Below are 21,229 nucleotides of genomic sequence, written 5' to 3' on the forward strand. Positions count from 1 at the left end.
TATAGCTATCTTTACAAGTAAAACTTAGTATTTATGGCGGATTTACATCCAGTTACAATTGCAATTATTTTAGCAAATGTCTTATTCTCTATGAGTGGTTTTAAAAACTACTCAATGTTTGAAAAATATAAATTTAATGTAGGAGCTATACGTAGAGGAGAGCAAGTACGTATGGTATCTTCTGCCTTTTTACACGCAAACACGCAGCACTTATTATTTAATATGCTCACTCTGTATTTCTTTGCAAATGCTGTAATCTACACTATAGGCGTACCTAGATTTTTACTGGTGTATGTTTCTAGTTTACTATTAGGAAATTTACTTTCTTATTTTCTACATAAAGATGAGTATCACTACTCTGCAGTAGGAGCTAGTGGCGCAGTAATGGGGGTAGTGTATGCTGGGATACTTCTCAACCCAAGGTTAGAAATTTATTTTATGCCAGGTTGGGTATTTGGAGTGGGGTATATGATTTACTCTATTTATGGTATGGTGAAGCGTAATGATAATATAGGGCACGATGCCCATTTTGGAGGTGCTATTGCTGGATATGTAATTGCCATTATCTCTGCGCCTATACTTCTAGAAGAGCGACTTTTAATAGTTATTGCGCTAGCTTTACCTATTATTGCTTTCTTTATTCTTTTTAAATTAGGAAAGATTTAAGGAAACCTCTTTTATTGTTTTTTATATTGAGAGAAACAAAAAACCAATAATTATGAAATATATAACCGCATTAATTCTATTAATCACAATGTCTATATCTGCTCAAAACAACACAATGCAACCCCTAGTAAATGTTACCGGTGAAGGAATTGTTAAGGTAGTGCCAGACGGTGTAAACATACGCGTGCGCGTAGAAAATCAAGGAAAGGAAGCAAAACAAGTAAAAGCAGAAAACGATCAAGCTATAGATAATGTTATAAAGTTCTTACGTAGTCAAGGTATCGATAGTAAGTATGTACAAACAGAATACATAAACCTTAATAAAAACTATGATTATAACAGTAAGACCTACAACTATAATGCAAACCAAACACTTACCATAAAACTCAAGGATTTAAAGATGTATGAAGGTGTAATGGCAGGACTTCTTAATTCTGGTATTAATCGTATAGATAACGTACAGTTTACCTCTTCACAGATGGATGCTCTCAAGGCAGATGCTCGTGTGAAAGCAATCAAAAATGCCAAAGATAAGGCCACAGCATATGCTGGTGCTTTAGGTCAAACTATAGGTAAAGCAGTACAAATAAGTGAGCAGGGTAGTGCTTCACCACAACCACCTATGTACAAGACTAGAATGATGTCTATGGAGATGGATAACTCTGCAGGAGGGGAGACCATCGCTCCAGGAGAGCTTACGATTACTACAAAAATCTCTGTAAGTTTTGAATTAAAATAAGCTTAACTAAGATTAACGACTTGTTAACCATTCTTATAGCTTTCTCAAAGTATCTTTAAGATATGAAAAGGAAAGAAAAAGAAACCAACAAATCTGAGCGCGAAAAAGAGATCGATGCACGCATCGTAAGAGATGATCCGCAACCCATTTCTATAGGTAACGGAGTGCATAGAGAAGCGTCTAAACTTGCGATAAAAGAAGCAAAAGATGAAGCGCTCCAGAGAGCAAAGAAAGAAAATTAAGTTGCATTACAACAAAGGCAAAGAATACTATTCTTTGCCTTTTTACTTTTACGATAACGCTTTCGCGAAAGCATCATTTACAAATTATCTGTTTCTAGAACTTCTTAGATTCTTAAATTTAGGTTCCGTATTTTTTTCGGCATGAGTTTTAGCAGAGTCTGCTACGAGTCTATGTATTTCGGTCATTTCCTCGTCAGTGATATAGCGCCATTTTCCTTCTTCTACATCTAAGGATATATTCATTATTCTATTTCGCTTTAAGCGAGTAACTTCATAATCTAGTGCTTCACACATTCTACGTATTTGCCTGTTAAGACCTTGAGTGAGTATAATTTTAAAAGAAAATCTACTTAACTGCTCCACATGACAAGTGCGGGTTACCGTGTCTAGTATAGGTACACCGTTTCCCATTTGCTGTATAAACGAGGGTGTGATAGGCTTATCTACCCACACTTCATATTCCTTCTCGTGGTTATTGCGAGCGCGCAATATTTTATTTACAATATCTCCATCATCAGTAAGAAATATAAGCCCCTCAGAAGGTTTGTCTAGTCTACCTATTGGAAAAATGCGACTAGGGTAATTAATATAATCAATAATATTATCTTTCTCTACACGTGTATCAGTTGTGCAAACAATACCCACAGGCTTATTAAACGCTATGTAAACGGGTTTTTCTGTGGTGGCAGAGATAAGTTGGCCATTTACACGCACTTCGTCACCTTGAGTGATCTTTGTACCCATTTCTGGGATTTTGCCATTTATGGTCACACGTCCTTGCTCAATTAATTTATCGGCAGCGCGGCGGGAGCAGTAACCTACTTCACTTAGATATTTATTTATGCGGGTTTGTTTTCTTTCTTCCATAGAGCTACAAAAGTACTATATAATTGAACAAAAAAAATGCCAGTCGTGAGACTGGCATTGCAAGTTCATAAAAGTGAACTAAAAAGTTATATGTGCTTAGTCAATTACTCTGACGTTTACTGCATTTAATCCTTTTTTACCTTCTTTTAATTCAAACTCAACAGCGTCACCTTCTCTTACCTCGTCGATAAGTCCTGTTACGTGTACGAAGTGCTCTTGGTTTGCTTCTTCTTCATTGATAAATCCAAAACCTTTAGTGTCGTTGAAGAATTTTACTGTTCCTTTGTGCATTATAATAATTTAAATATGTTAAGTTACAAATTTACAGTTATTTAATGCAGAAACTATTAATTGTGGCTAATTGTTTTAAAATTGTTTTTCGTACGCTTTCGCGAAAGCCAGAACTCATCTAATCCCTATCATATAGACGATTAACAAGCAAAAAATTAATCGTAAAAGCAGCTTTTTATCCAAATTAGGTCACATAGTTCATAAAGATTGTCTGCCTAATCTCGTAACTTGCGCTCAAAACCGACAAGCATGGCTCTTACAAACAATGATATCTTTAAAAAATTACGTGTAGCGCTTCAATTGCGCGATGATGAAATAATTGAGATATGTAAGCTCGTAGAATTCCAAGTTTCTAAGAGCGAATTAGGAGCTATTTTTAGAAAACCAGATCACCCGAAGTACATGGAATGTGGTGACCAGTTTTTGCGTAATTTTTTAAACGGTCTAGTGATACACAAGCGTGGACCGATGCCTCCTAAGAAGAAGTAGGGCTATTGTGCCACTTTTTTAGTCGAGATAACTACTTTCTTACCATCATCTAGCGTGGTAAAAAATAGGTATACGTCTCCACCATCTTTTATCTTTAACTTTTTACGTACCACATCTACTTGCATAGGGAAGTTGCGAGTAGTGATATTTGCTTTATTGATTTGCAACTCTTTTGCTACTTTCTTAGAGTAGGGTAGTACCTCTAAAATTTCAAAGCGTCTTCCAGCAAATTCTTTTAACTCTGCCGATGTGTAGAGGTGTGAGTGTTCATGAAGTTTATCTACATTAAAATGATCACAAACCCAATGAAAAGCTCCGCTTTTCATAAGTGCAGCATTAGGCTCATACAAATATGTCTGAGGTGCTGCATAAGTGGGAGTAGACTCAAAAATGGCGGTATAATCAAATTCAAGTAGAGGATCTTCTGAGTCTAAGTTAACAACGGTAACTTGAGGAATACTCATTTTCTTAGACGATAGCTTCCACAGTAATTCTTTCACCTCGTTTTTAAGAGCAACGATGTGAATTTCGGCAACATGTTGTAGTTCTTCTAGCCCCGCCGAAATATCTAATAAGGGCGCCGTTTTAATCCATAAGCTATCACACTTAGAGAGTAATAGATTTTTGTACAAAGGAACATTAGGTAGGCAATCCTTGAGCATAAACACCTTTCCCTTTGTGTCTGTACGTCTTCCAGGATCTAAAAAAATGGTGTCAAATTTCTGCTCAGTATTAGAAAAGAATTCTATGGAATCACCTACTATAAAATCAATATTAGATTGTTGTAGTGTAATCGCATTTCTTTTCGCGAAAGCGGAAAGTTCGCCATTCATTTCTATGTGCGTTACGTGCTTTGAAATTTGAGCAAAGTAAAATGCATCTATACCAAACCCTCCAGTACCATCTACAATATGGTCACCTATCATAAGACTCGATTTGTAGCGAGCTGTAGCTTGTGATGACGTTTGTTCTAGGTTGAGTTTAGGTGGGAATAAAATACCATCTGTCTCATGCCACAGCGGTAATTTTCCCTTTGCTTTACGTTTACCTTCTAGCTGTTGCGCTAGTTCTTGAACGCTTATTTCTTTAAACGGACTACCCTTGAGAATGAATGAGTGAAGTGGTGTTTGTTCATGAAGCTGTAAATAATCACGCACTTCAGGATCTAAAAGCATGGTGTTCATTACAAGTCCTGTGTAAGTTTTTGAACAATTTTATACTCACTTAAAAATTCCTTAGAAATCACTTTAAGTGCAGTGTATACAGGTACGGCAAGAATCATCCCAAATACCCCAAACAATAATCCTGCAATGATGATAGCAAGAAATATTTCTAATGGATGTGATTTTACACTATTGCCAAAAACAAAAGGTTGTATGATAAAGTTATCTACCATTTGTGCAGCTCCATAGCATAAGAAAATCCAAAATAACTTGGGTAATATGACAGTTCTAAAATCCATATTGATATTGCTAGATGTCACAAGTAATAGCATCACACCACCACCTACCAGCGGACCGATATAAGGAACTAGGTTCAAAACCGCACAAAATAGCGCGATTGCAAGTGCATTGTCTATCCCAAAGGAAAGCAAGATAATCCCATAGAGCACAAACATGGTAAACACCTGTATAATTAGGCCGATGAAATAGCGAGAAAGTAAGTACTTAATCTTTTCAAAAACACGTAAAAACTTGCCTTCATTACCTCTTCTAGCAAAAACTAACAGGCTGTTTACTAAGAGTCTATTGTCTTTTAAGAAAAAGAAAGTGATAAAAATTATGGCAAAAATTCCTATTCCAGCAGCTCCTAGGTTTCCGATAATACTGTTTAAAAATGTTGGGATAATCCCAAAATCAAAATTCTTGACAAAGTCGGCTTCTTGTACACCTTGTATGATGGTCATTTTATTAATACCAAAATAGGCTGCAATCTCTCCATATAGTCTGTTGATATTAACCTTTACATCATCAAAATTAATCTGACTAAGATGCTGACTTTGATCAATCACCACAGGTATAAACAAGGCTAGTACGCCCATGATAATCATGAGAAGTAACAAAATGGTGACTACAGATGCCCAAGTGGGACTAAACTTAAGTGAGTAGCGCAAGAACTTTACAATAGGTCTTCCTACTAATGATAATACAGCAGCTACGGCGAGATAGACTATAACACTTTGAATGGTGTACAACAACCATAATACCATAAGAACGCCTACCACAACGCCTATTGCTCGTAGTATACCTATGCTTATTATTTTTGCTTTGAGTGGTTTCATTTGCGAGTGCAAGATACTATAATTATGACCTTGTAAGTTCATAAAGAGCGATTCCTGTAGCTTGAGCCACATTCATACTGCTGTTAATTCCATACATCTCAATATGAGTTGTAATATTACATTGTTCAAGAGTATCAGCAGTAATTCCTGTACTTTCTGCACCTATAACAAGAACGACTTTATCTAGCCTAGCACTATCTATTGTGCTCAGTGCTATACTATTTGAAGTGATTTCTAAGGCAATACTAGTAAAGGAAAGGTCATGTAGCTCTTGCAATGTATTTTTTATAGTATCGCTTGCGCGAAAAGATACTGTCTTTTCTGTGTTTCTAGCTGTTTTACGTAAACGACTACTTCCTGTATCTGGCTGATTGCCACAGAAAATAATTTCCTTTACACCAAAGGCATCTGCAAGTCTAAAAATACTTCCAGCATTTGCAGGGCTTGTTATATGCTCACAAACAAGAATAATCTCTTTATTGTGAGTAGATGGTTTGTGATGATTATGGGCGAGTTGCACGGTCTGGTGAATTAAATATTAGTTCTCAAAAGCATATTTAACAATATTTGCACCCATTTGTAGTGCTTTCTCGCGTACGCTTTCTGGATCTCCATGTACTTCTGGATCTTCCCAGCCGTCACCTAGGTCTGACTCTGTAGTAAAAAGCACTACAAGTCTATCTTCATAAAAAAGTCCTAGCGCTTGTGGCCTTTTGCCATCATGCTCATGGATTTTAGGTAATCCTTTGGGAAATCTATATGCGCTAGAAAATACAGGATGAGTAGCGGCAAGTTCTGTAAGATCTTGCTCTGGAAAGATCTTTTTAAGTTCCTTAGGCAAGTACTCAGCCATTCCGTAATTATCATCTATGTGTAAGAAACCACCACTTATAAGATAATTACGTAGGTTTTCTACATCATTGTCTGTAAAAAGAACATTACCATGTCCTGTCATATGCAATAGCGGGTATTGAAAGATGTCTGTGCTTCCTGCATCTACAGACACAGGATTTACATTCATCTTCGTATTGATGTTTTTATTGCAATAGGTAATGAGATTAGGTAGTGCTGTTGGATTGCTATACCAGTCTCCACCACCTTTATATTTGAGCACTGCTAAATCTTGCGCTTTCGCGAAAGCGAACATAAATAACGTGATAACAAGTGCGAGAATACTACGCTTCATAGATTTTTTGATAAAAAATAAAAATAGTGAATCCCTATATGATGGAAGTCCTAATTAACAAGAAAGTTGTGCCAGAAAACTAAAGTGCTGTAGATTAGGTGTTATCATTCTAAATTGTAAGAATATATGTACAAGTCGCTTGTGTTTAATTAAACGAGTATTTAAATTTACTCATGTAAAGTTGTAACAATTTTATCTTGCTGCGACTTACTTACTAACAATAACTTTAAAATCTAATATGAAAAAGAAAATGTATGCTTTAGCAGCTCTTTTGTTAAGTGGCGTTGCCCTTAATGCTCAAGAGGTTAGCTTTGAAGAGTATGATCTTGACAATGGAATGCACGTTATTCTCCACCAGGATAACAGCGCTCCAGTAGTAACAACATCTGTAATGTATCATGTGGGTGCAAAAGATGAGGATCCAAGTAAAACTGGTTTTGCTCACTTTTTTGAACACTTATTATTTGAGGGTACAGAAAATATTGAGCGTGGTGAGTGGTTTAAGGTCGTTTCTTCAAATGGAGGACAAAACAATGCAAACACCACACAAGATAGAACGTATTATTACGAAGTGTTTCCTTCTAACAACCTAGAATTAGGTCTATGGATGGAATCTGAACGTTTATTGCACCCAATCATCAATCAAATAGGCGTGGATACTCAAAAAGAAGTAGTGCAAGAAGAAAAACGTTTACGAGTGGACAATCAGCCATACGGACGTTTTCAAGAAGTAATAGGGAAGATGCTTTTCAAGAAGCATCCATACCGCTGGACAACAATAGGATCTCTTGATCACCTTGCTAGTGCAACACTAGAGGATTTTCAAAAATTCAGCGATACTTATTATGTGCCAAATAATGCTGTGCTCGTAGTAGCTGGAGATATTGATGTTGCAGAAACTAAAGACATGATTAATAAATACTTTGCACCTATACCTAGAGGTAAAGATATCGCACGTAGCACTTTTAAGGAAGATCCTGTGGTTCCTGTAAGAGAGAAGTTTTATGATCCTAATATTCAGATCCCTGCAATATTCATGGCATATAGAACACCTGCTCAAACAGAAAAAGATGCTTATGTATTAGATATGGTATCTTCTGTATTAAGTGATGGGAAGAGTTCAAGGCTTTACAAGAAACTAGTAGACGATCAGAAGAAAGCATTACAAGTATTTGCTTTTAGTGGTGCGCAAGAGGATTACGGATCTTACTTAATAGGTGCATTACCACTAGGTGATAACTCTCTAGATGATTTAATAACAGAAATGGATGAGGAGATAGTAAAACTTCAAACTACATTAATATCTGAAAGAGATTACCAAAAACTTCAAAATAAATTTGAAAACCGTTTTGTAAACTCTAACAGCAGTGTAGAGGGTATTGCAAACTCGCTTGCTCGTAACTACATGTTATATGATGATACTAATCTTATTAATACAGAGATTGATATCTACAGATCTATAACAAGAGAGGATATTAAAGCAGCTGCTATAAAGTACCTCAAAGAAAATGAGCGTGTAATATTAGAGTACTTACCAGAATCTCAAAAAGAAAATTAATGAAAAAGCATATTATATTAGGTGCACTATTAATGCTAGCAACTGCTGGTTATGCACAAGTAGACAGAAGCATACAACCTAAACCAGGCCCAGCTCCTGAGATTAATCTTAAAGACCCAGCATCTTTTAAGCTCAAGAATGGTCTTAAAGTAATGGTTGTTGAAAATAAAAAATTACCTAGAGTATCTATTCAGCTCACGATGAATAATCCTCTTATTGTAGAAGGAGATAAGGCAGGCGTTGCTTCCCTTACCTCGTCTATGTTAGGTAAAGGTTCTAAAAACATTGAAAAGGATGTTTATGAGGAAGAGGTAGATTACTTAGGGGCAAACATAGGTTTTGGTTCTCAAAGTGCATTTGCTAGCGGATTATCAAAATATTTTGAGCGTCTTATAGAGCTTACAGCAGATGCTGGTATCAATCCTAACTTTACACAAGTAGAGTTTGACAAGGAAAAGGAGCGTCTCATAGAAGGTTTAAAATCTAATGAGAAAAGTGTAAGTGCAATTGCAGGTCGTGTACAAAGCGTTCTTGCTTATGGAGCAGATCACCCGTATGGAGAATTTACTACAGAAGAAACGGTAAACAATGTAACTCTTGCAGATGTAAATAAGTTTCACTCAGATTACTTCAGACCTAATAATGGATATTTAATCATTATAGGTGATGTAGATTATGATAATGTAAAGAAGATTGTAACTAAGAACTTTAAGAACTGGAAAAAAGGGAACATTCCTGAAACTCCATTCTCAGAGAAAGATAATGCATCAACTACAGAAATCAACTTCATTAACATGGATAACGCTGTACAGTCAGAAATCGCCGTGCAGAATACGGTAGAATTAAAAATGACTGATGCAGATTATTTTCCTGCCTTAATTGCAAATAATATCTTAGGTGGTGGTGGAGAAGCTCGTCTTTTTAACAACTTACGTGAAGATAAAGGATACACATACGGTTCTTATTCTAGAATAGGATCAAACGAGAAGACGGTAACACGTTTTAGTGCTACAGCTAGTGTACGTAATGTAGTTACAGATAGCTCTGTAGTAGAGATTGTAAAAGAGATTAACCGCATGGGATCTGAGCCAGTATCTGCCGAAGAGCTTGCAAATGCAAAGGCAAAGTATACAGGTAGTTTTGTACTAGCTTTAGAGCGACCACAAACTATAGCAAACTATGCCTACAATATTGAGAGCAAAGGACTTCCAAAGGATTTCTATAAGAATTACCTTTCTAACATTGATAAAGTTTCTCAACAAGACGTGCAGAATGCTGCAAGCAAATTATTTAAAGGAGACAAAGCTCGAATCGTAGTTACTGGAAAAGGAAGCGAGGTAATTGATAATCTTAATAAGGTTGTTATTAACGGTAAGGCTGTACCAGTAAAGTATTTTGATGTGTATGGTAAAGCAATTGCAAAGCCAGAATTTAAGAAAGAGCTTCCAGCAGACTTAACTGTAAATAAAGTGCTTGAATCTTACATTGCTGCTATAGGTGGTAAGGATAAGGTTGCCGCAGTAAACTCTGTGTTTATTAAGGCGCAAGGGACAGTACAAGGTATGACTCTAGATTTTGAACTTAAAAAGACGACTAAAGAGCAATTTGTACAAAACATCATGATGGGAGGTAACTCTCTTTCTAAACAAGTTCTTGATGGTGATAGCGCTTATATGGTAGCACAAGGGCAACGCAAAGACCTAGAGGGTGATGATATTGCAAAAGTAAAAGCAGAATCTTCTCCTTTTCCAGAAGTAAACTGGTTAAGTGGTGGAGCTACTCTAGAAGGTATGGAGAAAGTAGATGGTGAAGATGCCTATGTTGTAAAAGTTGATGGAGGTAAAATGGCTTATTACAGTGCAAAGACTGGACTTAAACTTCAAGAAGTTTCTGTACAAGAGGCACAAGGTCAAACGTTCAAGACTACCATCGTATATAGCAAGTATCAAGATGTAGGAGGAATCATGTTTCCATTTACATTGAGCCAGTCTTTAGGGCCACAGGCTATAGAATTTAATGTTACAGAGATCAAAGTAAATGAAGGAGTTTCAGATGCCGATTTTGAGTAATCATTAATCATATAATTTTTAAAAGGTCAGCAGTAGCTGGCCTTTTTTTATGCTTATATTTTTCCTTACAGATAGTTCTAAACTTCTTATTGCTCCATTACTTCTTAGAATTTTTAAAAAAAAGCTAGAAGTGTATGGTTTTACGCTTTCGCGAAAGCGTAATAATAACCCTGTAAAGAAGAGAAATTATAAAATTAATGATGTATTAATTGGCTATTTGTTAATGAGGTGAACTCATGACCGAGTGTAATTATGAGATTCTGAAATTTGACAACGCTATATACTAAATGAAAAGTGATATGTATTTTTAATAAAAATAATATCCATGTCTAGAGAACCAAAAATTGAGAGATTTAATTCAAATGTGAAGTCAAAATACGAGGTATATAACGCCATATTTATGACACTTCCCTTTGATGGTATTTCAAATACAGGAGTCTTACTTCCGCTTTTTCATTCTATTTGTAAAGCTGGATATGAAGACAATAAAAATCCTTCTGAAATCATAGAGTATTTCTTTGAAAGATATATGAGAAATGCCTCGGCAAAGGAAAGGGAAGATTTGCTGTTTAAATTTATACAATATATAGAGCGTCAAGTAGTACTTTTTGATGCGATAGAGGATGCTTCATATCGTATTGTAAACAATATGGACGGACGCGGAACACTGCGTAACATAAAAGAAGAAGCAGAGGCAACTGGTAAAAAGGAAGAGCTTATTGCTTACTTAAATACTTTTAAAATAAGACCAGTACTTACTGCACACCCTACGCAGTTTTATCCAGGAGTGGTGCTAGGTATTATTAATGATCTTAGTGAAGCAATACGAGAAGACCGTCTAGAAGACATTAAATCATTACTGGCTCAATTAGGAAAAACACCTTTCTTCAAGAAAGAAAAACCTACGCCTTATGACGAGGCTGTAAGTTTAATATGGTATCTAGAAAATGTATTTTACCATAGTGCAGGTGCTATTTATGATTACTTGCACAAGCATTTAATACAAGATGAAGCTTTTAGCAACTCCCTAGTAGATTTAGGGTTTTGGCCAGGTGGAGATCGCGACGGTAATCCATTTGTAACTACAGAAATCACACTTAAAGTTGCTCGTAAATTGCGTAGCACGGTACTGAGAAATTATTATCGCGAGCTAAGACAACTGCGACGTCGTATTACATTTCAAGGTACAGGGGAGCTTCTAGGTTCATTAGAGGCTGCGTTATATAAAGCGATCTTTGTAGAGGGTAAACCAGAAATCGATCAAAAGCATATTCTTGCGGTCCTTAAAGAGGTACGTGATGTGGTAAGAGATAAACATCAAAGTTTATACTTAGACCATATTGATAGCTTAATTCATAAAGTAGAACTATTTGGTTTACATTTTGCCTCGCTAGATATAAGACAAGATAGTAGCATCCATAAAATTGTTTTTGAAGAAATAGTAGCACATGCTCAGATAGATGGTAAAGCCATATTTCCAAAAAATTATCTCAATTTGAGCGAAAGCGATCAAATAGAATTTTTAAATAAGGTTAGTGGATCATTAGATCCTAATGATTTTGATAACGAAGTGGTTACAAAAACACTAGGTTCCATTTATGCCATGAAAACTATTCAAGAAGAGAATGGTGAAAAAGGCTCTAATCGTTACATCATAAGTAATTCTCAAAGTGCATTGCATGTCATGCAGGCGTTTACGTTCTTAAGACTATGTGATTGGGATATGCCTACAGCAGATGTTTCCCCACTTTTTGAGACCGTTCCAGATTTAATTGCGGCTCCAGAGGTTATGGAGGCGTTATATACAAACCCAACATACAGTGCGCATTTAAAGCGTCGTGGCATGCGCCAGACGATCATGCTAGGCTTCTCTGATGGAACCAAGGATGGTGGATATCTCATGGCAAACTGGAGTATTTTTAAAGCTAAAGAAGCAATGACCGCCATGTCTAGAAAATATGGTGTTACCGTAATTTTCTTTGACGGTAGAGGAGGGCCACCAGCACGCGGTGGCGGAAAGACTTACCAATTTTATGCATCTTTAGGACCTAAAATTGAAGCTCAAGAAATACAGCTTACAGTACAAGGACAAACCATTAGTTCAAATTTTGGGACATTAGATTCATGTCAATATAATCTTGAGCAATTACTAAGTAGTGGTGTTGCAAATGAAGTTTTTGCATCTGCAAATAATGATATTACAGATACCGACAGAGCAACACTAGAAGCACTAGCTCAAAAGAGTTATGAAGCATATACAGCCTTTAAACAGCACGATAAATTCTTGCCGTATTTGGAGCGTATGAGTACGCTTAAATATTATGCAAAAACAAATATTGGTAGTAGACCAAGTAAACGCTCTCAGAAATCTACACTAGATTTTGGAGACTTAAGAGCGATTCCTTTTGTGGGCAGTTGGAGCCAACTAAAACAAAACGTTCCAGGTTTTTATGGTGTAGGTACTGCGCTGGCTTCTTTTGAAGAAAAAGGAACACTTGGGGAGGTGAAAGAGCTTTATAAAAACAGTTCATTCTTCCGTACGTTGCTTGAAAATAGTATGATGAGTCTTACTAAGTCATTCTTTGGTTTAACGGCTTACATGGCAGATGATAAGGAGTTTGGTGCTTTCTGGAAAATCTTATTTGATGAGTATGAACGTAGCAAGCGATTAATGCTTGAAGTTTCAGGACTTAAAGAATTAATGGAAAATGAGCAAGCTGGTAAAGCCTCCATACAAGAAAGAGAGCGCATCGTATTGCCACTTCTTACTATCCAGCAATATGCATTAAGAACTATACAAGAAATGCAAAAATCTGGAGAGCAGTCAGATAAGCTTGAGGTGTATGAGCAGATGGTGACGAGATCTTTATTTGGTAATATTAATGCTAGTAGAAACTCTGCATAAAAAAATCATCATAAGGGAGTAATGCGTTGCTCCCTTATAATAGTTAGAGTACCTTTGCGCTAGCAGGCCGCCTTATTGATCCAGCAATGGATAGGAAAGTCCGGACACCATAGGATAGCATAGCGGCTAACGGCCGTCACGCTAAATTTATTTTTAGTGGAGGACAAGTGCAACAGAAAGAATGTACAGGTAATGCTGTAGCGAACCCAGGTAAACTCTATGCGGTGCAATGTCAAGTATACTCACAGTTAAGTGCGATCCGTGCGTTGTGGGAGGGTAGGCAGATAGAGGTTACTAGTAATGGTAATCCCAGATAAATAATAAGGAATCTTTAGAATTATCTAGAGTGAACAGAATCCGGCTTATAGGCCTGCTTTTTTTAATATAATCACTTAGCGTTAAGTGCTTTTTATAACAAATAAATCCCGCTAGCTGCGGGATTTATTTGTTGTTGTATTTATTGTTTCGCTTTCGCGAAAGCGTGACTATAAAAATTACTATTCTTCTTCGTCACTTTCTGGCATCTCAAAAAAGCTAAAGGCATTCCCACCATAATTACGTGTCTGTACATAATTAGGAAATGAATCCATCTTAGTATATTTTCCGTGCTCAATAATGAGCAGCCCATCTTGATCTAGTAAATTTTGTTTAAAAACAAGCGTTGCTATCTTTTCAAAATCTTTAATGTCAATATCATAAGGTGGATCTGCAAAAATGATGTCATAAGTGCCTCTTGTACGTTCTAGATACTTAAATACGTCACTTTTTATAGTTTGAATTGAAAATTCAAACTCCTCTGCCGTTTTATTTATAAACTGTACACAACCATAATTTCCATCTACGGCTGTAATCTGGTCTGAGCCACGTGAGGCAAACTCATAACTTATATTTCCTGTACCTGCAAAAAGATCTAAAACCCTAAGCTGGCTCATGTGGTAGTTACTTCTCAGAATATTAAACAATGCTTCCTTTGCCATATCTGTCGTAGGGCGTACGGGTAATTTTTTTGGAGCTGCGATGCGGCGTCCTTTATATTTTCCTGAGATTATTCTTGTCATAGTAGTGTTGCGAGTAAGGATTGTGATCTAGTTGTGGCAGTAGATGGACTGTCCTTAATTATGAGATGTCTTATGTAAGTATGCGCTATATTGTAAAATTCGTCATCTTTTTCTATAGTGCCTGTAAGTGTTACGGGTGTACTTTCTGGATTAAGTTCTAGTTGTTCTAGAGTGAAGAGTAAGTAATATATAAAATCCTCCTTTGCGCGTATCTCAAATCTATTTATAAACAGTAATTTTTTATTCTTGACTACTCCCATCTCAAAATAGGAACGTTGTAAATTAACTAATACTTGAGCCTCTTCGTTATTTGAATATTCTATGAGAAGATGTTTTGCAAATATTGTAGTGCTGTGATAATATTCAAAGGATCCAAAAGTATCAAAAAAGAAGTTGTTTACGTTTGAATAAGGTACGTAGACATTAATAAGATCATAAAAATCTATCGTATCGTGGGCGATATAATCTGTACTTAAAATCTTAGTATTAAACTTGAGATAATCTGCTGCCTTCTCACTATCAAATAGGGCCTTTGGCACAAGTGTAAACAGCTCATTAGCATATACCACCGTCACCTTAGAAAACGGTTGTGCGAGCGCTTCTACTTCTTTAAAAGCTTTTTCTATCTCTAGGAGTAGAGTGGTAGGGTTCACGTTTTCGCGAAAGCGTACTACTTCTGCATCCTTCACATCTTTTGAATGGATGTGTTGAGTAAAAAAAGAAAGTCCATCCAAATGAATTTGGATGGACAGACTATATAATGAATTGGTATTGGTTTGTCTAGTTATCAACTCCGTAACTCTTAGGGAAGTTAGTGTTAGTATTTATAGACTCCATAGAACCTACAGTTAAAGCATCACCATTTACACCATCTACAGATACGATTTGCTTTTCTTTAGCAACGTAGTCTTTAGGTTGGTCTGCTAGAATGATATCTTTCTTAAGTGATATTTCAAATACTGGATACATAGTATTACTTTTTTCAATTTCTCCAGCATCCATTTCAAACTTCGCATTTACTCCTTCTATAGGAACATTTATCATTGTCTTATAGCGATCTGAACCTTTGAATAAAGAATCTTTTACTGATTTAGTACCTAACGTATCGATAACTACAATTTCTTTAAAAGTATCCACACGGAAACGTTTAGTTTTTTCTACATCAAGTACAGTAGTATCTCTACGTTGTGTAAGAGTGAATTCTGCTGTATCAATAAAACGAACTAGTTTATCAAAATCTTTCTCATACTTACCTGTAACGGTTTTATGAGCAAGCTGTGATTTTCTTAGGTCTAACATGTTCACAAGAGCAGCTTTATATCGCTCTTCTTTTATCTCATTAAATTTTACCTCTCCCCAAATTGCGTTAAAAAGAAGGTAACCTAAAGCGGCAATTACTACCCAAAGTACAAGCTGTATTACTAGTTTCATGTAATGATGTTTAATATTAGTTATGGTTAGGAACAAATCTACAATTTTTTTTTACACACAAAAATTTATTATCTCATTTTTCATTATGTAATTTGCGAGCATTCTCAAACATCTATGATTAAAGAACCCAGAGCATTTTACAAGCAGTTAGTTAAAGATTTTGTACACACGCCTACTTTAAAGCAGGACAGGCTGTTAGAGCAATTGTCAACCTTTCTATTTGACACATCTAAGGATAAAGTATTTGTTCTTAAAGGGTTTGCAGGTACAGGGAAAACTACAGTAATCGGGACTGTTGTAAAAAATTTATGGCATGCAGGTATGACATCTGTGCTCATGGCACCTACAGGAAGAGCGGCAAAGGTGGCGAGTAATTATAGCAAAAAGCAAGCCTATACAATACATAGAAAAATTTATTTTCCAAAAAAAGAGCGTGGAGGTGGTGTATCTTTTAGTCTACAGCCTAATAAGCACAGAAATTGCATTTTTATAGTAGATGAAGCCTCCATGATTTCAGACAGAGCTGCAGAGTCAAAGTTTTTTGATAATGGCTCGCTCTTAGATGATATGATGCAATACATTTATGGTGGGCATAATTGTAAACTCATTTTAGTAGGGGATGAGGCGCAATTGCCACCAGTAAAGCTTGATATGTCACCAGCACTTGATGTTCAACTGCTCTCTATGCACTATAATAAAAATGTAGAAACATTACAGCTTGACGAAGTAATGAGGCAAGCAGAAGATAGTGGTATCCTCATGAATGCCACTTCTCTGAGAGAACAACTATCAGAAGAGTTTTATGAAGATTTTAAATTTGATCTAAATGGTTTTAAGGATGTTGTAAGGCTTATAGATGGACACGAGATTATGGATGCCATTAATGATTGTTACAGCTCTGTAGGTACAGAAGAAACTGCAATCATTGTAAGATCTAACAAGAGAGCAAATCTATATAACCAGCAAATAAGAAATCGTATTCTCTTTCAAGAAGAAGAAATATCTGCAGGAGACCACTTAATGGTGGTAAAGAATAATTACTTCTGGCTAGATGCAAAAAGCGATGCTGGATTTATTGCAAACGGTGATATTGTAAAAGTATTAGAAATACTAGCTATTAAGGAACTCTACGGCTTTCGCTTTGCAGAGGTAAAAGTGCAAATGGTAGATTACCCACAAATGCAACCATTTGAGACTGTAGTAATGCTAGATGTGCTCACACTTGAGACACCAGCACTACCTTATGAAGATGGAGATCGGCTCTATAAAGAAGTCCAAAAAGACTATGTAGACGAAACTTCGAATTACAAACGTTTCCAAAAAATAAAAAACAACAAATACTTTAACGCCTTACAGGTTAAATTCTCTTATGCTATTACCTGTCATAAATCACAAGGTGGGCAGTGGGAAAATGTTTTTATAGAGCAACCCTACCTCCCAGACGGGATGAATAAAGATTATTTAAGATGGTTATATACAGCGATAACTAGATCAAAAAGTAAGCTGTACTTAATAGGTTTTAAAGATGAAATGTTTGTAGAAGCAGAGTAGCGTTGTTATAGAAAATTGCTTTAGGAGCTATTTCCCGCTTTACGCTACAATTCCTCATCGCGGCTACGCCAGCTCTTGCGGGATTTTCACTACAATCGGGGCTAGGGACTAGATAGTTATATATTTATGGCTAGTTTTTTGATTATAACGTCTGTATATAAATAAGTAAGTTTACAATTATGAGTTTTGAATTAATAGTAAGTATCATATTAGGATTTTCACTTGCCGCCGCCGCTGGTTTTAGAGTATTTGTTCCTTTATTAGTCTTAAGTTTATCTGCCCACTTTGGTTGGTTTCCAGTAAACGATACTTGGCAGTGGGTAGGTAGCGTTCCGGCGCTAGTTTTACTTGGTGTTGCTACAATATTTGAAATAGGAGCCTATTTTATTCCTTGGATTGATAATCTGCTAGATACGATATCTGTACCACTAGCTGCAATCGCGGGTACATTACTTATGGTAGCTACTATGGGAGATATGGACCCTACTATTACTTGGGCACTGGCCATCATTGCTGGTGGCGGAGCAGCAGCAGCTGTTTCTGGTACTACGAGCGCCACCAGATTAGGGAGTACAGCAACTACAGGCGGTATTGCAAACCCACTCGTTGCGGGTACAGAAACCATTGCAGCGACTACAGTTTCAGTAGCGAGCATCTTTTCGCCTATACTTGCACTAGTGATTGTATTGTTACTTATAGGTCTTGGCTGGAAGATTATTTCTAGGCTAAGAAGGGCCTAAGTTTTACATTTCTTTTTAAGTAACTTTGCAACTTGTTTTATGCTTTCGCGAAAGCGTAATTATAACCAGAAAAGACATCAAAACGTCAATATATTGAAAGAAAATCTGAAGATTATAGCAATGATACCCGCACGTTATGCGGCGTCTAGGTTTCCCGGTAAGATGATGAAAGATCTTGCAGGTAAGCCTGTTATTGTGCGCACCTATGAGAGTGTTGTAGCCACAAAGTTGTTTGACGAAGTATATGTAGTTACAGATAGCGATGTTATTTATAAGGCAATAGAAGCCGAGGGCGGTAAGGCCATAATGAGTGTTAAAGAGCACGAGTGCGGTAGTGATAGAATTGCAGAGGCAGTGGCTTCTCTAGATGTAGATGTGGTTGTAAACGTACAAGGAGATGAACCTTTTACTAGTAGGGAGGACTTAGCACCAGTACTAGACGTGTTTTATGGAGATGATGCTTCACAAATAGATCTTGCTAGTGTGATGATGCCTATGAAAGAGGAGCAAGAGATTGTAAACCCAAATAATGTAAAGGTTATTGTGGATAATTTTGACTTTGCACTATACTTCTCTAGGTCACCACTTCCATATGTGCGAGATAATGAAGTTGGTATAATTACTTATAAGCATAAAGGTATTTATGCCTTTAGAAAGCAGGCTATACTTGACTTTGCATCTATGCATATGACACCCCTTGAAAAGGCCGAAAAAATAGAGTGCATACGATTCTTAGAGTATGGTAAGAAAATTAAAATGGTACGTTCATCAAGACTTGCAATAGGTATTGATACTCCAGAAGATCTAGAAAAAGCAATTAAAATTTATTCGAATAAGTAGCGCATATGGGACTTGCAAAGTTTATATATAAAAATATTTTAGGCTGGAAGGTAAAAGGTGACTTTTCTCAAGACACAGTAAAGAAAGCTGTAGTAATCGCTGTGCCCCACACCAGCTGGCACGATTTTTATATGGGTATTTTACTTCGTACTATGCTTGATGTTAAGATAGGCTTCATCGGTAAGAAGGAGCTTTTTAAATGGCCAATGGGGCCTGTTTTTAAAGCAATGGGAGGTGCGCCTATAGACCGTACACCAGGTCAAGATAAAGTACAATCTATCGCAAATGTTTTTAAGGATAAGGAGGAGTTTAGACTCACAATAGCCCCAGAGGGGACACGTAAAAAAGTTGATAAGCTTAAAACAGGGTTTTATTACATTGCTCTTGCAGCAGAGGTGCCTATTATAATGGTTGCTTTTGATTTTGGTAAAAAGGAGCAACGTATATCTAAGCCATTATATCCATCAGGTAATATAGATGAAGACCTTGCACTTATTCACGAGTTCTTTAAGGGAGCTGTAGGTAAGGTGCCAGAATATAGTTTTACTCCAGATGAGTAGAAAGTTTATAAGTACTTAAATAAAATGCCTCAATACTATTTAAAGTATTGAGGCATTTTTTATTTGTAAGAGTGATTAGGATTTAAGCTTCTTTGTAAGTCCCTGCTGTTTTCTTTCTCCAGGCGTCTAGCATCCAGCTTGTTTTTTCTAGTTCACGTATGTAGGCCCCTATAAGGTCTATGGTACCTTCGTCACCAGCATCGTCTGCTTTTTTCACAACAGCGCTTAGTTGTTTGAGAATTTTTCCGTGATCTCCAAGTATCGTGTCTACCATATCTCTGTCAGACAGATCAGATTTTGACTCTTTGATGCTAGATGCTTCAAGATAATCTGAGAGATTACTCACTGGTGCAAAACGCAATGTTAGGATACGCTCTGCAATCTCATCGATTTTAATTTTGGCATCATCATAAAGTTGTTCAAACTGCTCGTGTAAGTCAAAAAAGTTCTCACCAGAAACGTTCCAGTGAAAATTGCGAAGTTTTTGGTAGTACACGTGATAGTCAGATAAAAGTATGTTGAGCTCTGTAACTGTCTCTTTAGTTTTCTTTGTGTCTAAGTTTAAATAATTCATAGTTCTTTGGTTTTTATATAAAATTACAAAGGCTTAGGGGTCTGAGGTTTATTTGCGGGTTAGTTTGGGATAAGTTTAACCCGATATGCTAAGATTGTGATAAAAAAAACAATGTTCTGACTGCATAGAAAATACTTTATATTTGGATTAAAAAAATAATGGATTCAGACCTGACTAATGAGCTTGAAGGTAAAATGATTTTAGTGACAGGAGGAGCTGGTTTTATAGGTTCTAATATCTGTGAGGTTCTTATTAATAATGGTGCAATTGTAACTTGTCTCGATAACCTTGTAACGGGGCATAAACATAATCTAGATGCTATTATAGATCATTCAAATTTCACTTTTATTGAAGGAGATATAAGAGATATTGAAACTTGTAAAAAGGCAGTATCTCAGAGTGACTATGTATTGCATCAGGCTGCATTAGGATCTGTACCAAGATCTATAAAAGATCCTGCAACGAGTAATGAAATCAATGTAGGTGGATTTTTAAATATGCTCATTGCATCTAAAGACAAAGGTGTAAAACGTTTTGTGTACGCGGCAAGTTCTTCAACTTACGGAGACTCTCAAGGATTACCAAAGCAAGAAGATATTATAGGGAAACCATTGTCTCCTTATGCCATCACAAAATATGTAAATGAGTTGTATGCAGATGTATTTCATAAAACCTATGGGATAGATTGTATAGGGCTTAGATATTTTAATGTTTTTGGTAGGAAACAAGATCCCAATGGCGCTTATGCGGCTGTGATACCTAAGTTTACAAAACTTTTGATGAATCAAGAATCACCAGTTATAAATGGGGATGGGAGTTATTCTAGAGATTTTACATATATAGACAATGTAATAGAAATGAATATTAGGGCGATGCTTTCTAAAAATAAGGAAGCCTTAAATACAGTCTATAATGTAGCTTATGGTGAACGCATTGATCTTATGGAATTAATTAAAATTTTGAAAAAAGAATTATCATTTTTTGATTCTTCAATAAGTAATGTTGAAGTGATTTTCGGTCCAAATAGAGTAGGTGATGTCCCTCATTCTCTTGCAGATATAAGTAAGGCAAAAAAATTATTAGGATATAATCCGGAATACAGCGTGCGTCAAGGTTTGGTAGAGGCTGTAAAATGGTATTATGATAATCTAGTCTAATACTAGATATTTGATTAAATTGCTT

General features: G+C 36.3%; 23 protein-coding genes and 1 other RNA gene. 14 read left to right on the plus strand and 10 right to left on the minus strand.

Annotated elements, in window-relative coordinates; translation table 11 throughout:
• Positions 1 to 33: 33 nt before the first annotated feature.
• From SJY23_RS11815 to SJY23_RS11825, 3 genes are all read left to right on the plus strand, one after another.
• The gene (locus SJY23_RS11815; RefSeq protein ID WP_035324710.1) at positions 34 to 666 is read left to right on the plus strand and encodes a rhomboid family intramembrane serine protease; all 633 of its coding nucleotides are present in this window, start codon (positions 34 to 36) and stop codon (positions 664 to 666) included.
• Positions 667 to 718: 52 nt separating this feature from the next.
• Positions 719 to 1,405 (plus strand): SIMPL domain-containing protein, encoded by a 687-nt coding sequence (locus SJY23_RS11820; RefSeq protein WP_396596496.1) that lies wholly within the window; start codon positions 719 to 721, stop codon positions 1,403 to 1,405.
• Positions 1,406 to 1,467: 62 nt separating this feature from the next.
• A complete protein-coding gene (locus SJY23_RS11825) occupies positions 1,468 to 1,647 on the plus strand; it encodes a hypothetical protein (RefSeq protein WP_396596497.1) in 180 nt (59 codons plus the stop codon).
• An 84-nt stretch (positions 1,648 to 1,731) separates the two neighbouring features.
• Here the strand turns inward: SJY23_RS11825 and rluF are convergent, their stop codons facing one another.
• Both rluF and SJY23_RS11835 read right to left on the minus strand, forming a co-directional pair.
• Positions 1,732 to 2,514, minus strand: a complete 783-nt coding sequence (rluF, locus tag SJY23_RS11830) for a 23S rRNA pseudouridine(2604) synthase RluF (RefSeq protein ID WP_396596498.1) — start codon at positions 2,512 to 2,514, stop codon at positions 1,732 to 1,734.
• A 96-nt stretch (positions 2,515 to 2,610) separates the two neighbouring features.
• Positions 2,611 to 2,805, minus strand: a complete 195-nt coding sequence (locus tag SJY23_RS11835) for a cold-shock protein (RefSeq protein WP_013752291.1) — start codon at positions 2,803 to 2,805, stop codon at positions 2,611 to 2,613.
• A 249-nt stretch (positions 2,806 to 3,054) separates the two neighbouring features.
• On the opposite strand from SJY23_RS11835, the gene SJY23_RS11840 reads away from it, so the two are divergent.
• Positions 3,055 to 3,294, plus strand: coding sequence for a DUF1456 family protein (locus SJY23_RS11840; RefSeq protein WP_035337142.1), 240 nt, complete (start codon positions 3,055 to 3,057; stop codon positions 3,292 to 3,294).
• A gap of 2 nt (positions 3,295 to 3,296) precedes the next feature.
• Here SJY23_RS11840 and SJY23_RS11845 read toward each other — a convergent pair whose 3' ends face one another.
• Genes SJY23_RS11845 through SJY23_RS11860 form a run of 4 tightly spaced genes read right to left on the minus strand, consistent with a single transcriptional unit; the run spans position 3,297 to position 6,761 of the window.
• Entirely contained in the window at positions 3,297 to 4,478 is a 1,182-nt protein-coding gene (locus SJY23_RS11845) for a class I SAM-dependent methyltransferase (protein ID WP_396596499.1), read from the minus strand.
• Positions 4,478 to 5,575 (minus strand): AI-2E family transporter, encoded by a 1,098-nt coding sequence (locus SJY23_RS11850; protein WP_396596500.1) that lies wholly within the window; start codon positions 5,573 to 5,575, stop codon positions 4,478 to 4,480. Before SJY23_RS11850 ends, SJY23_RS11845 begins: the two co-directional genes overlap by 1 nt.
• 22 nt (positions 5,576 to 5,597) lie before the next feature.
• Complete coding sequence (locus SJY23_RS11855; RefSeq protein ID WP_396596501.1) at positions 5,598 to 6,095, minus strand: TrmH family RNA methyltransferase; 498 nt, start codon at positions 6,093 to 6,095, stop codon at positions 5,598 to 5,600.
• Positions 6,096 to 6,113: 18 nt separating this feature from the next.
• Positions 6,114 to 6,761: a DUF4159 domain-containing protein gene (locus SJY23_RS11860; RefSeq protein WP_396596502.1), complete on the minus strand. Its 648-nt coding sequence runs from the start codon at positions 6,759 to 6,761 to the stop codon at positions 6,114 to 6,116.
• A gap of 238 nt (positions 6,762 to 6,999) precedes the next feature.
• Here SJY23_RS11860 and SJY23_RS11865 point away from each other — a divergent pair, with 238 nt between their 5' ends.
• From SJY23_RS11865 to rnpB, 5 genes are all read left to right on the plus strand, one after another.
• On the plus strand, positions 7,000 to 8,319 hold the full coding sequence (locus SJY23_RS11865) for a M16 family metallopeptidase (protein ID WP_396596503.1): 1,320 nt from the start codon (positions 7,000 to 7,002) through the stop codon (positions 8,317 to 8,319).
• Positions 8,319 to 10,388: a M16 family metallopeptidase gene (locus tag SJY23_RS11870; protein ID WP_396596504.1), complete on the plus strand. Its 2,070-nt coding sequence runs from the start codon at positions 8,319 to 8,321 to the stop codon at positions 10,386 to 10,388. The genes SJY23_RS11865 and SJY23_RS11870 overlap by 1 nt, the downstream gene beginning before the upstream one ends.
• Before the next feature lie 49 nt (positions 10,389 to 10,437).
• Positions 10,438 to 10,620 (plus strand): hypothetical protein, encoded by a 183-nt coding sequence (locus SJY23_RS11875; protein WP_396596505.1) that lies wholly within the window; start codon positions 10,438 to 10,440, stop codon positions 10,618 to 10,620.
• Between the two features lie 93 nt (positions 10,621 to 10,713).
• A complete protein-coding gene (locus SJY23_RS11880; RefSeq protein ID WP_396596506.1) occupies positions 10,714 to 13,293 on the plus strand; it encodes a phosphoenolpyruvate carboxylase in 2,580 nt (859 codons plus the stop codon).
• Positions 13,294 to 13,352: 59 nt separating this feature from the next.
• An RNA gene (gene rnpB, locus SJY23_RS11885) (RNase P RNA component class A) lies at positions 13,353 to 13,674 on the plus strand.
• A gap of 116 nt (positions 13,675 to 13,790) precedes the next feature.
• Here rnpB and SJY23_RS11890 read toward each other — a convergent pair.
• From SJY23_RS11890 to SJY23_RS11900, 3 genes are read right to left on the minus strand one after another with little or no spacing between them, the layout of a single operon-like run.
• Positions 13,791 to 14,351, minus strand: coding sequence for an RsmD family RNA methyltransferase (locus tag SJY23_RS11890; RefSeq protein ID WP_396596507.1), 561 nt, complete (start codon positions 14,349 to 14,351; stop codon positions 13,791 to 13,793).
• Positions 14,348 to 15,142: a DUF3822 family protein gene (locus tag SJY23_RS11895; protein ID WP_396596508.1), complete on the minus strand. Its 795-nt coding sequence runs from the start codon at positions 15,140 to 15,142 to the stop codon at positions 14,348 to 14,350. The genes SJY23_RS11890 and SJY23_RS11895 overlap by 4 nt, the downstream gene beginning before the upstream one ends.
• Positions 15,132 to 15,782: a hypothetical protein gene (locus tag SJY23_RS11900; protein WP_035337123.1), complete on the minus strand. Its 651-nt coding sequence runs from the start codon at positions 15,780 to 15,782 to the stop codon at positions 15,132 to 15,134. Before SJY23_RS11900 ends, SJY23_RS11895 begins: the two co-directional genes overlap by 11 nt.
• Before the next feature lie 114 nt (positions 15,783 to 15,896).
• On the opposite strand from SJY23_RS11900, the gene SJY23_RS11905 reads away from it, so the two are divergent.
• The 4 genes from SJY23_RS11905 (at position 15,897) to SJY23_RS11920 (ending at position 19,473) form a co-directional block, all read left to right on the plus strand.
• Positions 15,897 to 17,333: an ATP-dependent RecD-like DNA helicase gene (locus SJY23_RS11905; RefSeq protein WP_396596509.1), complete on the plus strand. Its 1,437-nt coding sequence runs from the start codon at positions 15,897 to 15,899 to the stop codon at positions 17,331 to 17,333.
• A gap of 179 nt (positions 17,334 to 17,512) precedes the next feature.
• Positions 17,513 to 18,073, plus strand: a complete 561-nt coding sequence (locus SJY23_RS11910) for a DUF4126 domain-containing protein (protein ID WP_396596510.1) — start codon at positions 17,513 to 17,515, stop codon at positions 18,071 to 18,073.
• Between the two features lie 120 nt (positions 18,074 to 18,193).
• Positions 18,194 to 18,913 (plus strand): 3-deoxy-manno-octulosonate cytidylyltransferase, encoded by a 720-nt coding sequence (kdsB, locus tag SJY23_RS11915; RefSeq protein WP_396598121.1) that lies wholly within the window; start codon positions 18,194 to 18,196, stop codon positions 18,911 to 18,913.
• 5 nt (positions 18,914 to 18,918) lie between these two features.
• Positions 18,919 to 19,473, plus strand: coding sequence for a 1-acyl-sn-glycerol-3-phosphate acyltransferase (locus SJY23_RS11920; RefSeq protein ID WP_396596511.1), 555 nt, complete (start codon positions 18,919 to 18,921; stop codon positions 19,471 to 19,473).
• An 82-nt stretch (positions 19,474 to 19,555) separates the two neighbouring features.
• On the opposite strand, the gene SJY23_RS11925 is transcribed toward SJY23_RS11920, so the two are convergent.
• Positions 19,556 to 20,047 carry a Dps family protein gene (locus tag SJY23_RS11925; RefSeq protein ID WP_021779185.1) on the minus strand — a complete coding sequence of 164 codons (492 nt, stop codon included), beginning with the start codon at positions 20,045 to 20,047 and terminating at the stop codon, positions 19,556 to 19,558.
• Positions 20,048 to 20,205: 158 nt separating this feature from the next.
• On the opposite strand from SJY23_RS11925, the gene SJY23_RS11930 reads away from it, so the two are divergent.
• On the plus strand, positions 20,206 to 21,204 hold the full coding sequence (locus tag SJY23_RS11930; RefSeq protein WP_396596512.1) for an SDR family oxidoreductase: 999 nt from the start codon (positions 20,206 to 20,208) through the stop codon (positions 21,202 to 21,204).
• Positions 21,205 to 21,229: the final 25 nt, after the last annotated feature.

Source organism: Dokdonia sp. R86516 (assembly GCF_044596715.1).
Taxonomy (GTDB): Bacteria; Bacteroidota; Bacteroidia; order Flavobacteriales; family Flavobacteriaceae; genus Dokdonia.

Coding starts and splice junctions, on each gene's coding strand:
- SJY23_RS11820 (WP_396596496.1), top strand. CDS start 719: ATGAAATATATAACCGCATTAATTCTATTAATCACAATGTCTATATCT.
- SJY23_RS11890 (WP_396596507.1), bottom strand. CDS start 14,351: ATGACAAGAATAATCTCAGGAAAATATAAAGGACGCCGCATCGCAGCT.
- SJY23_RS11920 (WP_396596511.1), top strand. CDS start 18,919: ATGGGACTTGCAAAGTTTATATATAAAAATATTTTAGGCTGGAAGGTA.
- SJY23_RS11840 (WP_035337142.1), top strand. CDS start 3,055: ATGGCTCTTACAAACAATGATATCTTTAAAAAATTACGTGTAGCGCTT.
- SJY23_RS11860 (WP_396596502.1), bottom strand. CDS start 6,761: ATGAAGCGTAGTATTCTCGCACTTGTTATCACGTTATTTATGTTCGCT.
- SJY23_RS11880 (WP_396596506.1), top strand. CDS start 10,714: ATGTCTAGAGAACCAAAAATTGAGAGATTTAATTCAAATGTGAAGTCA.
- SJY23_RS11930 (WP_396596512.1), top strand. CDS start 20,206: ATGGATTCAGACCTGACTAATGAGCTTGAAGGTAAAATGATTTTAGTG.
- SJY23_RS11825 (WP_396596497.1), top strand. CDS start 1,468: ATGAAAAGGAAAGAAAAAGAAACCAACAAATCTGAGCGCGAAAAAGAG.
- SJY23_RS11910 (WP_396596510.1), top strand. CDS start 17,513: ATGAGTTTTGAATTAATAGTAAGTATCATATTAGGATTTTCACTTGCC.
- rluF (WP_396596498.1), bottom strand. CDS start 2,514: ATGGAAGAAAGAAAACAAACCCGCATAAATAAATATCTAAGTGAAGTA.
- SJY23_RS11870 (WP_396596504.1), top strand. CDS start 8,319: ATGAAAAAGCATATTATATTAGGTGCACTATTAATGCTAGCAACTGCT.
- SJY23_RS11845 (WP_396596499.1), bottom strand. CDS start 4,478: ATGAACACCATGCTTTTAGATCCTGAAGTGCGTGATTATTTACAGCTT.
- SJY23_RS11850 (WP_396596500.1), bottom strand. CDS start 5,575: ATGAAACCACTCAAAGCAAAAATAATAAGCATAGGTATACTACGAGCA.
- SJY23_RS11905 (WP_396596509.1), top strand. CDS start 15,897: ATGATTAAAGAACCCAGAGCATTTTACAAGCAGTTAGTTAAAGATTTT.
- SJY23_RS11900 (WP_035337123.1), bottom strand. CDS start 15,782: ATGAAACTAGTAATACAGCTTGTACTTTGGGTAGTAATTGCCGCTTTA.
- kdsB (WP_396598121.1), top strand. CDS start 18,194: ATGATACCCGCACGTTATGCGGCGTCTAGGTTTCCCGGTAAGATGATG.
- SJY23_RS11815 (WP_035324710.1), top strand. CDS start 34: ATGGCGGATTTACATCCAGTTACAATTGCAATTATTTTAGCAAATGTC.
- SJY23_RS11835 (WP_013752291.1), bottom strand. CDS start 2,805: ATGCACAAAGGAACAGTAAAATTCTTCAACGACACTAAAGGTTTTGGA.
- SJY23_RS11865 (WP_396596503.1), top strand. CDS start 7,000: ATGAAAAAGAAAATGTATGCTTTAGCAGCTCTTTTGTTAAGTGGCGTT.
- SJY23_RS11875 (WP_396596505.1), top strand. CDS start 10,438: ATGCTTATATTTTTCCTTACAGATAGTTCTAAACTTCTTATTGCTCCA.
- SJY23_RS11925 (WP_021779185.1), bottom strand. CDS start 20,047: ATGAATTATTTAAACTTAGACACAAAGAAAACTAAAGAGACAGTTACA.